Genomic DNA, 13741 nt, shown 5'->3' on the forward strand with positions numbered 1-13741 from the left:
TGATTGGCGTCTGGGATACGGTCAAGGCCCTGGGGCTACGCTTGCCACTGCTGTGGCGCTGGGCCGAAAGCCGTCATGCATTTCACAACCATGAGCTCGGCGCCCATGTGAAAAACGGCTATCACGCCCTTGCGCTGGACGAGACCCGCGATGTGTTCAAACCGGTGCTGTGGACCTGCCCCGAGGGCTGGAACGGGCGGGTTGAGCAGGTCTGGTTTCACGGGGCCCATGGCGATATTGGCGGCCAGCTTGCCGGCCATGAGGAGGCCCGCCCTCTGTCCAATCTGCCGTTGATCTGGATGCTGGAAAAAGCCGAGGATTGCGGTTTGAAACTGCCAAAGGACTGGCGTCTGCGCTTTCCGGCAGACCCCAAGGCCCCCTCGGTCGGGACCTGGCGGGGCTGGGGCAAGATCTTTTTGATGCGCAGCCGGCGGCAGGTCGGGCTGGACCCTAGCGAACGGCTGCACAACAGCGTTCAGGGCGTGGAGATGTCAAAAAAGCCTGCGGGTTGGTTTGCCGGTCTGACCGGCAATTCCTCCTAGTTCGGAGCCGCGACGCTCCTGTCTTTGCTGCAAGCTGGAACAGCCCTAGCTTTTGCTGCCAAAGATATTCATCACGATGCAGGTGGTCGATCCGGTGGCATAGAGCCTGCCATCCTCAACACCGCGAATTTCCCCATGGGCCACACCGGTGGAGCGCCCAACGTGATCGATGGTGCCAACGCAGTCCACCGTGGTGCCCAGCGGGATCGAGCGCAGGATATTGATCTTGTATTCCAAAGTTGTATAGGCGCACCCCTTGGGCACGGCGGTCATCACCGCGCAGGCCATGGCGCTGTCGAGCAGGGTTCCGTACCAGCCGCCATGGACCGTGCCCATGGGGTTGGTCACCTCAAACTCCGGCGTGCCGCGAAACACCGCCCGGCCTTCTGAGACCTCGTGCAGCTTATAGCCCAATTGCGCCCCAATGGGCGGGCCGGGCAAGCGGCCTTCGAGGATGCCCATCATGAATTCGAGCCCGGAAAGTTGAACAACCTGATCCATGGGCAGAAGGTCGGCAGGAGATTTTGCAATTGCCATGATGGGGCCCTTTTTGTGCAGAAAACCAAAGGCGCACCGGAGGTATCCTCCCCAGTGCGTTCCTTTTTGGAATTACCTTACAGATCGCGCCCGCAACAAGCCTTACGCTACGTTCTCGAGCGAGACCTTGGGGGTGATGCCGAGGGCAAAACAGACATCGCGGGTGAGCTCGGGGCGATTGAGAGTGTAGAAATGCAGTTTCTTCACGCCCTCATCCAGCAATTCAGAGCAGAGCTCTGTGCAGATGGCGGTGGCCAACAGATCTTCGCGATTGTCCCGTGCGGCCTTTTCAAAGGCATCATCCACCCAGGCCGGGATCACGGTTCCGCAGCGTTTGGCAAAGTTTCGCGCGCCTTTCCAGTTTTCAATGGGCAGGATGCCGGGGATCAGTTTGTCGCCATCAATACCGGCCTTGGCGCAGGCATCGCGAAACCGCAGAAAGGTTTCGGCCTCAAAGAAAAACTGTGTCAGCGCCTCATCGGCCCCGGCGTCCAGCTTGCGTTTGAGCCAATCTACATCGGCCTGGGCATTTGCCGCCTCGGGGTGGGGGTCAGGGTAGGCACCGACCTTCAGGGAAAACTTGCCAGTCTCGGCCAGGGCTTCGATCAATTCAACGGAATTGGCAAAGCCATCCGGATGGGGCACAAATTTGCCGCTTCCCTTTGGTGGATCGCCGCGCAGGGCGACAATCTCGGTGACGCCAACGGCGGCAAAATTTTCGGCGATCTCTAGGGTCTCCGCCTTGCTGGCGTCAACGCAGGTGAGATGCGCTGCCACATTCAGCCCCGAGGAGCCATGCAGGGTTTTTACCGCATCGCGGGTCAGATCGCGGGTGGTGCCACCAGCGCCATAGGTGACAGAAACAAAACGTGGATCGAGCGGCGCCAGAGTTTGCACAGTGTCCCAAAGCCGAAACGAGGCCTCCAGCGACTGCGGCGGGAAAAACTCAAATGAAATCTCAGGGCTCGACATGGTTTTGTTCTCCGTTTGATTTCCCTCTTGTTGCACGTGCAGCATTGTGAAACAATTTCATAATTCTCAAGAACAACATGAACTGAGTTGAAGTTATGCATATCGAGTTTCGCCATCTGCGCACCATCAAGGCCATTCACGAGGCCGGGGGGTTGGCGCGGGCGGCAGATCAGCTCAACATCACCCAGAGCGCTTTGAGCCATCAGATCAAGGGCTTGGAAGATCAGGCCGGGATCGAACTCTTTATCCGTCGCTCCAAGCCGATGAAACTCTCGGCGGCTGGGCTGCGGCTGTTGCGGCTGGCCGAACAGGTGCTGCCCCAGGTCGAAGCGACGCAGGCAGAGTTTTCATCACTGCGCGATGGTCATGCCGGGCGGATGCATATCGCCATTGAATGCCATGCCTGTTTTGAATGGCTGTTCCCGGTGCTTGAAGGGTTTCGCAAGAGCTGGTCTGACGTCGATGTCGACATTCGTCCCGGCCTTGCCTTTGACGCACTGCCTGCCTTGCAAAAGGAAGAGGTGGATCTGGTGGTCTCCTCAGATCCCGAAGATATCCCGGGCGTCGATTTCATTGAACTGTTTGATTATAAGGCGGTTTTTGTCGCAGCGGCGCATCACCCCCTGGCGCAGAAACCCTTTGTCGAGGCCGAGGATTTTATCGGCCAGACCTTGATCACCTATCCGGTGGACAAGACCAAGCTGGATGTGTTCAGCCAGTTGCTGATCCCGGCGCGGGTGGAGCCCGAGAGCATTCGCCAGGTGGAGCTGACGGCGGTTATCCTGCTCTTGGTGGCTTCCAACCGGGGCGTTTCAGTGCTGCCGGACTGGGTGGTGCGCGAGGTGAAATACTCGTCTGACTACGTCACCCGCCCGCTGACCAAATCGGGCATCACCCGGCGGCTCTATGCGGCGATCCGCAGCGATGACCGCGAAAAGCCCTTTATGAAAGAGCTCATTCGCCTCGCCAAGGTCGAAGCCCGCAAGCTACAGCAGCAGTAGGAGCGGTTGTGGAGCTAGAAGGAAGGGGTGGCGTGCATAGGTTTGAGTTAAACGAGAGGTTTCGTGCCCAAGGGCGCGAAACCTTGGACGTTCGGATCGGTGAGATTTTTCATGTTCGGCATAACAGGGTTGGATCTGGCTCTGTCTCGACCCCAATCGCCAGATACTTTGTCTGGCGACCTGAATACACGGAAGGGGTCGCACTTCATTGGCGGATTGACGGCTATTTCAGGAAGCACAAGTTGGCAGGAGACCCCAAAACACTGTTGAAGTTGCTGTCAGACAAGTTGGAGGATGCTGGGCTTTGCGAGGCGCCACTTTGGTTGTCTTGGCACAGAAGTGACGAACTCGGTAGTGAAGCTGTCGGGAGGTTGTTCATCGAGGACTAGATGTCCCCAAAAAACTGAAGGACCCGCTTGAGGAAGGGGCACAGACCAGTCGCCTGTCTGAGGCCCCTCCACTTTTTGATGTTGGTGTTCAAACCAGTTTGACGATCTGCTTACCTTTGTTGCCACCCTGCAGCATCGACATGAAGGCGGCGGGGGCGTTCTCCAGCCCCTCTGCCACATCCTCGACAAAGCGCACGTCGCCCTTGGCCACCAGCGGACCGACTTCCTTGAGGAACTCAGGATAGCGGTCAAAATGGTTGGAGATGATGAAGCCGTTTACCGACAGGAATTTCACCAGCACATTGCGCCAGATGTTTGGCCCGGTCAGCGCTGCATCGCTGGCGCCTTCGCCCAGGCCCCCGGCGTTGTACCAGGCGATCATGCCGCAGATCGGAATGCGCCCATGTGGGTTCATCATTGGCAGCACCGCCTCCAGCACCTTGCCGCCGACGTTCTCAAAATAGATGTCGATGCCCTTGGGGCAGGCCTCTTTCAGATCCTTGCGCAGGGCGCGGGCGTCATCGTAGGCGCGGTGATCGAGGCAGGCGTCAAAGCCAAAGGTCTCCATGGCCATTTTGCATTTGTCGGCGCCGCCAGCGATGCCGATGACCCGCAGCCCCGCCTGTTTCGCCAGCTGTCCCACCATGGAGCCCACCGGGCCGGTGGCGGCTGCCACCACCAGGGTTTCGCCCGCCTGGGGGCGGCCATAAGCGGATAAGCCATGCCATCCGGTAAACCCTGGCATGCCCAAAACGCCGAGCGCGGCAGTGATTGGCCCCTGATTGGGGTCGAGCTTGCGCAGCTCTTTGGCGGGCAGGCAGCTATGGCTGGCCCAGCCGAACATGCCAAAGGCAAAGTCTCCAACGTTGAAATAGGGGCTGTTTGAGGCAATGACCTCGCCAACGCCGCCGCCTTCCATAAGGCCACCGATGGGCACTGGCGCGGCATAGGATTTGGCATCATCCATGCGGCCACGCATATAGGGGTCCAGCGACATATAATGCACCTTTACAAGCACTTCACCCTCTTTGGGGCTGGGCAGTGGGCTGGTCTCAAGGCGGAAATTCTCGGGACCCGGCGCGGCCTCTGGTCGGCTGGCCAATAGGATCTGTTGCATCTCTTCGGACATCTCTCTCTCCCTGTTGTAGTCCCCTCTTGGCGGCTGTGCAGTATTGATCCTTGAGGGGTGTTTTCTAAACTCTGTCGTTCACTTTCACTTTTGACAACTGCCGCCTGCCTGTGACCCTGCGGAAGAACTGCGGCAAAACCCGCGCAGAAGAGGGCGATTTGATGCTCTATTCACCCTTGGCAAATGCAGGCTTGCGGCGTATAGGCACCCATTGACCCGACATCTCCCCGCATTCAACAGGATCCAGCAGATATGATTGGCAGCGCAAACCTTAATGTGATGATCAAAGCCGCCCGCAAGGCTGGCCGTTCCCTGGTGAAGGATTTCCAGGAAGTGGAAAACCTGCAGGTTTCGCGCAAAGGCGCTGGGGACTTTGTCTCCAAGGCCGATATCGCCGCTGAAAAGATCCTGAAGGAAGAGCTGATGGGCGCGCGCCCCACCTATGGCTGGCTGGCCGAAGAAGGCGGCGAGACCCCCGGCGAGGACCCAACCCGTCGTTGGATCGTGGATCCGCTGGATGGCACAACCAATTTCCTGCACGGCCTGCCGCATTGGGCCATCTCCATCGCACTGGAGCACAAGGGCAAGATTGTCTCTGGCGTGATTTATGATCCGGCCAAGGATGAGATGTTCTTTGCCGAAAAAGGCACCGGGGCCTGGATGAACGAGACCCGCATTCGTGTCTCTGCCCGCCACCGGATGATTGAATCGATCTTTGCCACTGGTCTGCCCTTTGCCGGTCGCGCCGATCTGCCGGAAACCCTGCAGGATCTGGCGCGTCTCTTGCCCGCCACTGCCGGTGTGCGCCGCTTTGGCTCTGCCGCGCTGGACATGGCCTATGTGGCCGCGGGCCGCTACGAGGGCTTCTGGGAGCGTCGTCTCAATGCCTGGGATCTGGCCGCGGGCATCATCATCGTCAAAGAGGCTGGCGGTCTGGCGGAAGCCCTGGACCCAGAGGCAAGCATCGTTGAAAGCGGCGAAGTTGTCTGCGCCAACGAGCCGATCTTTGAAAGCTTTGCCAAGGTGATCCGGGGCTAATCCTACCCTGTTTTATCGTCTTTGTTTTGGCCATAAAGTTACAAAGGCGCCCCTGCAAAGGAGCGCCTTTTTCTGTGCGAACTGGCGGCTATTTTCCCCAGGGGCCTGGGTTTTTCCTTTTGCGCGGCAGGCGCGGGATGCGGGTGGTGCTATAGGTGTATTGGGTTTCAGGCTTTGGTGGCAGCCCGGCGGTTTGCTCCCAAAATCGCGGCCCGCCACGGCGCAGCCATAGCGGCAGGCAGAGCACCAGACCCACCGCAAAGCCACCGGCATGGGCCCAATAGGCCACGCCCCCCTTGTCCGGGTCCGAGCCCCAGCCGCCAAAAATCTGCAAGGCCAGCCAAAGCCCCAGCATCAGCGAGGCTGGTACGGTGATGACGCGGAAAAAGATGATGAGGATTAGCAGGATGTCGACGCGGGCCTTGGGGAACAGCAAAAGATACCCGCCCATCACCCCGGCAATGGCCCCAGAGGCGCCAATGGTGGGCACCTCAGAGGTTGGTGCGGCCAGCACATGGATCAGCCCGGCGCCGACGCCAGAGACAAGGTAGAAGGCAAGAAAGGGCAGATGGCCCATTTCGTCCTCCAAGTTGTCGCCAAAGATCCAGAGGAACAGCATATTGCCGCCCAGATGCATCAACCCGCCATGAATGAACACAGAGGTGAGCAGGGTTGAGGAATTCTCTCCTCCGACGATTTCGGCGGGGATAATGGCATAGGATTGGTAGAATTGCATCAGGGCGCGCGGCTCCGCGCCGAGGCCCGAATACATCAAATACGCCAGCACATTGGCGGCTATCAGGCAGTAGACGACATAGGGCGTACGGCCCGAAGGATTATGATCGCGCAGTGGAAACATGGCGCTGACGCTGGGCTGATTTCGGCCCAGCGTCAAGAGGTTATAGCCTTTGTGTCGGCCTTAGCTTTCGCCGCCCAGCAGGGCCGCATTGCCACCTGCGGCAGTGGTATCGACGCAGACATGACGTTCGGCCAATACCCGCGCGCGATCTGGATGGCCGGGGATCAAGGGCAGGATTGGCCCCCGGCGTTTGGCCAGGGTGCATTCGATCTCGCGGCCCGTGGCCTCGTCACCCCACCACAACACGCCTGAAATGCCCTGGATGAACTCCAGCCGGTGCAGATCAAACATGCCATGGGCTTCGATTGCGGTGCCGCCCATGCCGATGACCTCCTTAGCCTGGGCAGCGGCGGCTTTGGCGCCCGGTCCCATGCACAAAAGCGGCGGGCGGGCAGAGGTGGTCAGCCGGTTGGATTCCCCGGTGGGGCCGGGAAGGGAGGTGGTCACGGGGCGGCCGGGCGTGCCGCTCTCACCCGGCAGATCGGCAGTTGTACTGCCCCAGGTTTCGGCGCTGGTCTGGCGGTTGGGGCCGCAGAACCGGGCCAGGTAGTTGGGTCCGCCTGCCTTGGGGCCAGTGCCGGAAAGCCCTTCGCCGCCAAAGGGCTGGCTGCCGACGATGGCGCCAATCTGGTTGCGGTTCACATAGATATTGCCTGCGTGGATGCGGTCGCAGACATGCTGCACCCGGTCATCAATGCGGGTGTGCAACCCAAAGGTCAGCCCATATCCGGTGGCATTGATATCGCCAATCACCCGGTCCAGATCCTGTGATTTGAACCGCGCCACATGCAGGACGGGGCCAAAGATCTCCTGCTCCAGATCGCCAATGCCCGCGACCGAAATCAGGGTGGGGCCAACAAAGGTGCCGCCCTGCGGCGTGCTCATTTCCTTCAGTACCCGGCCCTCGGCGCGGGCTTGATCAATATGGGAGAGGATCCCGGCGCGCGCCGTGGTATCGATCACCGGGCCGCTGTCAACGTTCAGATGCCAGGGATCGCCCAGGTTCAGCACATCCATGGCGCCTTTGAGCATGGTCAACACATCCTGTGCGATGTCTTCCTGCAGGTAGAGGCAGCGCAGCGCCGAACAGCGCTGGCCGGCCGATTGAAAGGCGCTCTCTACGATGGATTGCACGGCCTGTTCGGGCAGCGCGGTGCTGTCGACGATCATGGCGTTCAGCCCGCCTGTCTCGGCGATCAGCGGTGCACCGGGGCGCAGGTTTTGCGCCATATTGGCACGAATGCGCAGGGCGGTGGCGGTGGAGCCGGTGAAGGCGACGCCATTGACCCTAGCATCGCCAGTGAGCGCCGCGCCAATCACCGCGCCCGCTCCGGGCAGCAATTGCAGGGCATCACGGGGCACCCCGGCCTCATGCATCAGGGAGATTGCACGATGGGCAATCAGCGGCGTTTGCTCCGCCGGTTTGGCCAGCACCGCATTGCCAGCAGCCAGTGCGGCGGAAATCTGCCCCGAGAAAATAGCCAGCGGGAAGTTCCAGGGCGAGATACAGGTGAACACCCCGGCTGGTTCGGATGCGGGGATACGGGCGGCATAGTAGCGCATGAAATCCACCGCCTCGCGCAGTTCCGAGATGGCATCGGGCACCGATTTACCCGCTTCGCGCGCCAGAATGGCAAAAAGCTCGCCATAGTTTTCCTCATAGAGGTCGGCAGCCTTGTTAAGCACCGCTGCCCGTTCTTCTGCCGAGGCAGCCCAGGGTTGGGCCGAGGCCAGCGCCAACTCCAGGTCCGTTGAACTGGAGGCAGAGACCTGTCCCACCGGGGTCAGGTCTGATGGGTTGATGACATCTTCGGCGGGCTCAGGGCTGGCCTCGCCTGCAATCAGCGGCCCGGCCTGCCAGGCGTGACTCTTCCACGACGCGCGGGCTTTCTCTATCCGCGCCAGGGTGGGCGCATGGCCCAGATCAAAGCCTTGTGAATTGGGCCGCTCCGGTGCATAGAGCTCTGGTCCGGTTGGGATTTTATTGGCACAATCCGCGGCCTCGACAAAGGGATCCGCCGCCACCAGCTCAGGCGAGACGTCTTCGTCGACGATCTGGTTCACAAAGGAGCTATTAGCGCCATTTTCCAACAGGCGGCGCACCAGATAGGCCAGCAGATCGCTATGGGCGCCAACCGGCGCATAGATGCGGCAGCGGGTCTGGTTTTGCTCAAGCACCATGTCGTGCAGGGTTTCCCCCATGCCATGCAGGCGCTGGAACTCATAGGTGTCGCGACTTCCGGCCATATGCAGAATAGCGCTGACCGTATGGGCATTATGGGTGGCGAACTGCGGGTAGATGCGATCGGTCATGCCCAAGAGCTTGCGGGCATTGGCAATATAGGAGACATCGGTCAGCGCCTTGCTGGTATAGACCGGAAAGCCATCAACGCCCTCGACCTGCGCCAGTTTCACCTCGGTGTCCCAATAGGCGCCCTTAACCAGACGCACCATAAAGCGACGGTCATATTTTTCCGCCATCTCGTATAGCGCATCAATCGCCAGCCCGGTGCGCGGCCCATAGGCCTGAACCACAACGCCAAAGCCCTCCCAGCCCGCTAGCGAGGGATCGGAAACAACCTCTTCAATCACCTCCAGCGACAGCGACAGGCGATCGGCTTCTTCGGCATCGATATTGAGCCCCATCTTGGCCGCCTTGGCCAAGAGCGCCAGCGCCTTGATGCGCGGCACCAGCTCTTCCATCACCCGCGCCTCCTGGGCCAGCTCATAGCGCGGATGCAGGGCTGAGAGCTTGATAGAAATACCGGGGTTCTTGCGGATGTCATCGCTACCGCAGCCGGCGGCAATGGCCGAGATCGCCTTGGAGTAGGCCAGATGATAGCGGGCGGCATCGGCTTCGGTGCGGGCAGCTTCGCCCAGCATGTCATAGGAATAGGTGTAGCCTCTGGCTTCCATCCCGGCGGCGCGCTTCATCGCGCTTTCAATGCTTTCGCCAAGGACAAACTGACGCCCCATTTCCTTCATGGCGCGGCCCACGGCGGTGCGAATGACAGGTTCGCCGAGGCGTTTGATGGCGCCGCGCAGGGCACCCACGGGGCTGCGGTCTTCGTCCAGCACCCGCCCTGTCAGCATCAGGGCCCAAGTCGAAGCATTGACCAGCGAAGACGACGACCGCCCTAGATGCTTGCCCCAGTCCGAAGGCGCAATTTTGTCCTCGATCAGCGCATCAATAGTTTCGGCGTCCGGCACCCGCAACAGCGCCTCTGCCAGGCACATGAGCGCCACGCCTTCGTCCGTCGACAGGCCATATTCGGCCAGGAAGACCTCCATCAGACCAGGGCTGGAATGGCCCCGGATGTCGCGCACCAGATTGGCCGCCCGGGTGCTGATCTTGCTCCGGTCTGCCTCGTTCAGCGCAGCTGTTTCACAGAGCTGGGCAAAGATTTCCTGTTGGTCGACATAGGTTCCGGCATCAATCCGGTCACGCAGCTTGTGGGACATGGACATTTCGGGGCTCCAGTTCAGTGAAGGGGGCGTTTGTCCCAGATTACAGTTTTTTCCTCGGGACATTTGGCTGAAATTTGGCTAATCACAGGTCAATTGAGTTGTTTAATCCAAAATTGGCGGGCGGAACGTGGAAATTTCTGAGCTAGACCGGTTCGATAGGGAGATTCTAAATTTGCTGGGTGAAGACGGGCGGATCTCTATCGCCGACCTGGCCCGGCGCATCGGCTTGTCCAAATCCCCCACCCAGACACGGTTGCGCCGGTTGGAAAGTGACGGCATCATCACTGGCTACCGCGCCCTGATAGACCCGATCCGCCTTGGGCTGGATCACGTGGCCTTTGTCGAGGTTCGGCTGGAGGACACGCGTGAGGCGGCCCTGGCCAAGTTCAACGCCGCCGTGGCCCGCATTCCCGAGATCGAGCAGGCCCATATGATGGCCTCGCATTTTGACTATCTGCTCAAGGTGCGCACCCGGTCGATGTCCGCCTATCGCCAGGTGCTGGGAGAGAAGATTTCGTCTTTGCCGCATGTTTCGGCCACCTCGACCTATGTGGCGATGCAGGCGGTCAAGGAAGACGCAGGACTGGCTCCGGTTTGAGGCCCAAAGCCGCACTGGACGGGTTCGGGCAGGGGGGCGCGCAAAAAGTTGATTTGCCAGCGAGGCGTAAAGTCACGCAGCATCTTGCCATGACCTGTACATCTGTTCTTTTGCGTCCCCGCGCTCCGGTTCTCCTTTTGCCCCTGACCCTGTTGGCCATGCCTGCGGCTGGCCAGACAGCGGCCGAAGCGGCCTGTCCGCCGCCTCATGACCATTCCGCAGCGCTTGAGACCCTGATCACCCAGGTGCAACGCGCCCCAAGCGAGGGCGCGGCGCGGATCCTGTCCAATCAGATGTGGGAGTTCTGGGCTGATGCGCCGGATGATCAGGCGCAGGCAATTCTGGACCGGGGCATGACGCGGCGCTCTTCGTTTGATTTTCTTGGTGCCCTGGCGGATTTTGACCAATTGATCGCCTATTGCCCGCATTATGCCGAGGGCTACAATCAGCGTGCCTTTGTGCATTACCTGCGCCAGGACTATGCGGCGGCCCTGATGGACCTCGATCAGGCGCTGGTCTTGTCACCCCGCCATGTGGCCGCCCTCAGTGGTCGGGCCCTGGCGCTCTACGGTTTGGACCGGCTGTCTGAGGCCCGCCTAGCTCTTGGAGAAGCCCTGACCCTGAACCCCTGGCTGCCCGAGCGCAGTCTCGCCACCCACGGTGGCCCGCTGTCGCCGGAAGGGTCTCCGAAAAGCGCAGCCCCCTCGTCGCCAGGACAAGACCTTTAGTGGACCCTTTGGCGCCGGGAGGGTATTTCAGGTTTTGGGATTTCTCGCGCATGGCAACAGAAACATCGCTCTGATGCGAAAACCGATTGTACCGTGAAGTTTAGGCCGCTAGATACCTGTCTCAAGGCAGCGCTGATGATGTGGCCTTGGATGCGGGCGTGATGGAATGGTAGACATACCAGACTTAAAATCTGTTGGGCCTTGTGCCCGTGTGGGTTCGAGTCCCACCGCCCGCACCAACGACCCCTTGAAATCATTGAGTAAATGTCAGGTTTGTGAGATTAGCCCCCCACTTTGCCCCCCACTATGCTAGTTGCTTGAAATGGCGTAGAGGCCGTCGATTTGGGCGACCGAATAGACCGGGCGGGAGCCTGGGTATGGGCGGTGCTTTACGATTCTGCCCGCACGAACCATCTTGTAGAATGTGTCGCGCCCAAAGGGCCAGCGAGGCGAGCGGATCGCCTGAACCCCGGTCACGAACTTTGCTTCATCAGGAATGTGGACAGAAGTCATAGGGCCTCCATTTAGTAGGTTCGATTGGGGTTTGAGGTTGGTTCCATCAAGGGGTGGGGGTTAGTAGTTTTCACGCTCGGCGGCTGCGATGCCTTCGCCGCGCGACCATTCATTGGCGTGGTCGTGACACAGCCAATCGCCTTCGATTTTTGCAAGGGCACTTTCTGTGCAATTCGCTTGCGAGCATTCCCGCAAGCCCGACGCGATCTCGTTCGGCGTGAACGCCATTCGAAGATCATCGAAAGCGGCGGCAAACTCTTGGGTTGTCATGGTTGCGCCGAAGTCGAGCTTTCTGACTACGGCCAGCAGAGAGGCCTTCGGAACCGCAATGGTGGCCACCTTCAAGTCGCCTAGATCTGGCGCTCTAGTGTTGGTTCCGGCAAAGGCGAGGTTGCAAAGTAGCTGCGCATCTTGCCGCCCGGCAATGTAGGCGGCTTCCTCAGCTGGCGTCTTTCTTCGCATGATGTTGGCTCCAATTAGGGGTCTGTTTCTGGTGTCGGTGGTGGGGTTAGGCGGCGATGCCGCTGGGCTTGTTTGCAATGCGGTCCCGCAGCGACTTCCCGTTGAACATGGTCCAGCCGGTGCGGTCTTCGGTATCGAGGTATTTTTGGAGCAAGGCCGGACGCTGCTCTGCGCCGTGCTGTAGATCACCATCGCAGCCCATGATGCAGAACACGCAAGAGAGGCGCTTATTGCGGATGTTTGCGTGGAAGGGCTCCTGTCCCGCCTGCTGGATGATCCAGAAGACGTGCCGAGTGGTCAGGTGGTGGATGGGCATGTACTCATAAACCTCGCGTCCAGCCTTGCTCAGCGTCGCATTAAGTTTCAGAGGCTCTTTCTTTTTTCGTGCAGGGCTTTCCTCTGCCCGGATGCCTGTGCAGTTGAATGCCAGCTTTACACCGCGCGCCTTCATGTCATCCCTGATAAATTTGTGGATCGGTCCACGCTTCAGATCGCTGGTGCATTGTCGCGTTGCGCTGGAGGGCCAGGGTGGCACGTCTGGCCGTGTCTTCGCCCGGTGTCGACCATTTCAATGAAGGTCTTGCCTGCGCGCACGACATCTAGTGGGTGGCTGATAGTGGCCCTGATATGATCCTGGACGCCTTCCCATTCGACCTCACCCAGATCTGCGTGAACCACGGCAATCTGATCGTGCGGGACAAGTCGGGTGATTGCGCAGTACATCGCCTGGCTGTCCTTGCCGCCACTGTGAGACACGTAAAAGATTGCACCGCGGGCTGTCAGTTCTACGATTTTCTTGCGCTCGATCAGCATGGTGATGGCTCCGTAAAGGGGTGGTGGATTAGGATGCGGGTTGGCCTTTCATGAAGACCAGCCAGTGTGATTTCGCGGTCCTGCCGCATCGGTTGCCGAACAATGGCTTTTCGTCCGTCAGCCCGAGAACCTCTGAAACCTTGATCTGATCTTCGTTCCATTTGAAAATCAGAGTTCCTTCGGGCTTGAGGACGCGAAAGCATTCGCTGAACCCGGCTCGCAGATCGTCGCGCCAGTCCGCTCCTAGCTTTCTGTATTTCTTCCCGAGCCAGCTCTTGGGGCCGCAGCTGATGAGGTGCGGAGGGTCTAACACTACGAGGCTGAATGTCCCGGCCGGAAATGGCATGTCCCGAAAATCCATCAAAACATCAGGATCAAATACCAGCTCCCGGAAACCGCCTTTGGTGCTTTTGTCCTTGAGCTGGTGGGTCTCCCGGCGCTGATCTCCAAAAACGGCGCGTTCATCTTTCTGGTCAAACCAGAACATGCGGCTTCCGCAGCAGGCGTCTAGAACTGGTGGTGTCATTTGGTGTTCCATTTAGGGTGGGGCGCGGCTTTGTTGCACAAATAGCCTGAGGGGATTCATCTTGTGAATCCAGGATGATAACTAGAGGCTATGAGCAGTTGGGCCCCTACGAAATACAAGACCAAGAACTGGTCGGCTTACAATGAAGCGTTGAAGCGTTGCGGAT

14 protein-coding genes and 1 tRNA gene are annotated in these 13741 nt (G+C 59.6%); 6 read left to right on the forward strand and 9 right to left on the reverse strand.

What is annotated here, in order from left to right; genetic code table 11:
- A partial coding sequence (locus tag ABJP42_RS07225; RefSeq protein ID WP_348339657.1) for a phospholipase effector Tle1 domain-containing protein occupies window positions 1-542 on the forward strand: 542 nt, incomplete at its 5' end.
- A gap of 45 nt (window positions 543-587) precedes the next feature.
- On the opposite strand, the gene ABJP42_RS07230 is transcribed toward ABJP42_RS07225, so the two are convergent.
- A complete protein-coding gene (locus tag ABJP42_RS07230; protein ID WP_348339658.1) occupies window positions 588-1079 on the reverse strand; it encodes a PaaI family thioesterase in 492 nt (163 codons plus the stop codon).
- A 102-nt stretch (window positions 1080-1181) separates the two neighbouring features.
- Complete coding sequence (metF, locus tag ABJP42_RS07235) at window positions 1182-2051, reverse strand: methylenetetrahydrofolate reductase [NAD(P)H] (RefSeq protein WP_348339659.1); 870 nt, start codon at window positions 2049-2051, stop codon at window positions 1182-1184.
- A gap of 95 nt (window positions 2052-2146) precedes the next feature.
- Between metF and ABJP42_RS07240 the strand changes: the two genes are divergently transcribed.
- A complete protein-coding gene (locus tag ABJP42_RS07240; protein ID WP_348339660.1) occupies window positions 2147-3052 on the forward strand; it encodes a LysR family transcriptional regulator in 906 nt (301 codons plus the stop codon).
- 477 nt (window positions 3053-3529) lie between these two features.
- Here the strand turns inward: ABJP42_RS07240 and ABJP42_RS07245 are convergent, their stop codons facing one another.
- The gene (locus tag ABJP42_RS07245; protein WP_348339661.1) at window positions 3530-4570 is read right to left on the reverse strand and encodes an NADP-dependent oxidoreductase; all 1041 of its coding nucleotides are present in this window, start codon (window positions 4568-4570) and stop codon (window positions 3530-3532) included.
- Between the two features lie 252 nt (window positions 4571-4822).
- On the opposite strand from ABJP42_RS07245, the gene ABJP42_RS07250 reads away from it, so the two are divergent.
- Entirely contained in the window at window positions 4823-5608 is a 786-nt protein-coding gene (locus tag ABJP42_RS07250) for an inositol monophosphatase family protein (protein WP_348339662.1), read from the forward strand.
- A gap of 88 nt (window positions 5609-5696) precedes the next feature.
- Here ABJP42_RS07250 and ABJP42_RS07255 read toward each other — a convergent pair whose 3' ends face one another.
- Together ABJP42_RS07255 and putA are read right to left on the reverse strand one after the other, a co-directional pair.
- Complete coding sequence (locus tag ABJP42_RS07255) at window positions 5697-6467, reverse strand: rhomboid family intramembrane serine protease (protein WP_348339663.1); 771 nt, start codon at window positions 6465-6467, stop codon at window positions 5697-5699.
- Window positions 6468-6527: 60 nt separating this feature from the next.
- On the reverse strand, window positions 6528-9935 hold the full coding sequence (gene putA, locus ABJP42_RS07260) for a bifunctional proline dehydrogenase/L-glutamate gamma-semialdehyde dehydrogenase PutA (protein ID WP_348339664.1): 3408 nt from the start codon (window positions 9933-9935) through the stop codon (window positions 6528-6530).
- A gap of 127 nt (window positions 9936-10062) precedes the next feature.
- Between putA and ABJP42_RS07265 the strand changes: the two genes are divergently transcribed.
- From ABJP42_RS07265 to ABJP42_RS07275, 3 genes are all read left to right on the forward strand, one after another.
- Complete coding sequence (locus tag ABJP42_RS07265) at window positions 10063-10533, forward strand: Lrp/AsnC family transcriptional regulator (protein ID WP_348339665.1); 471 nt, start codon at window positions 10063-10065, stop codon at window positions 10531-10533.
- Between the two features lie 158 nt (window positions 10534-10691).
- A complete protein-coding gene (locus ABJP42_RS07270) occupies window positions 10692-11261 on the forward strand; it encodes a tetratricopeptide repeat protein (protein WP_348339670.1) in 570 nt (189 codons plus the stop codon).
- Window positions 11262-11413: 152 nt separating this feature from the next.
- A tRNA-Leu gene (locus ABJP42_RS07275) sits at window positions 11414-11500 on the forward strand.
- Between the two features lie 334 nt (window positions 11501-11834).
- On the opposite strand, the gene ABJP42_RS07280 is transcribed toward ABJP42_RS07275, so the two are convergent.
- Genes ABJP42_RS07280 through ABJP42_RS07295 form a run of 4 tightly spaced genes read right to left on the reverse strand, consistent with a single transcriptional unit; the run spans window position 11835 to window position 13536 of the window.
- The gene (locus tag ABJP42_RS07280; protein WP_348339666.1) at window positions 11835-12236 is read right to left on the reverse strand and encodes a hypothetical protein; all 402 of its coding nucleotides are present in this window, start codon (window positions 12234-12236) and stop codon (window positions 11835-11837) included.
- A 46-nt stretch (window positions 12237-12282) separates the two neighbouring features.
- Entirely contained in the window at window positions 12283-12687 is a 405-nt protein-coding gene (locus ABJP42_RS07285) for a hypothetical protein (RefSeq protein ID WP_348339667.1), read from the reverse strand.
- Between the two features lie 35 nt (window positions 12688-12722).
- A complete protein-coding gene (locus tag ABJP42_RS07290; protein ID WP_348339668.1) occupies window positions 12723-13049 on the reverse strand; it encodes an adenine nucleotide alpha hydrolase family protein in 327 nt (108 codons plus the stop codon).
- 28 nt (window positions 13050-13077) lie between these two features.
- Complete coding sequence (locus tag ABJP42_RS07295) at window positions 13078-13536, reverse strand: class I SAM-dependent methyltransferase (protein WP_348339669.1); 459 nt, start codon at window positions 13534-13536, stop codon at window positions 13078-13080.
- Between the last annotated feature and the right edge of the window lie 205 nt (window positions 13537-13741).

The sequence above is a fragment of the Pseudophaeobacter sp. genome (assembly GCF_039971195.1).
In the GTDB taxonomy this organism is placed as follows: Bacteria; Pseudomonadota; Alphaproteobacteria; order Rhodobacterales; family Rhodobacteraceae; genus Pseudophaeobacter.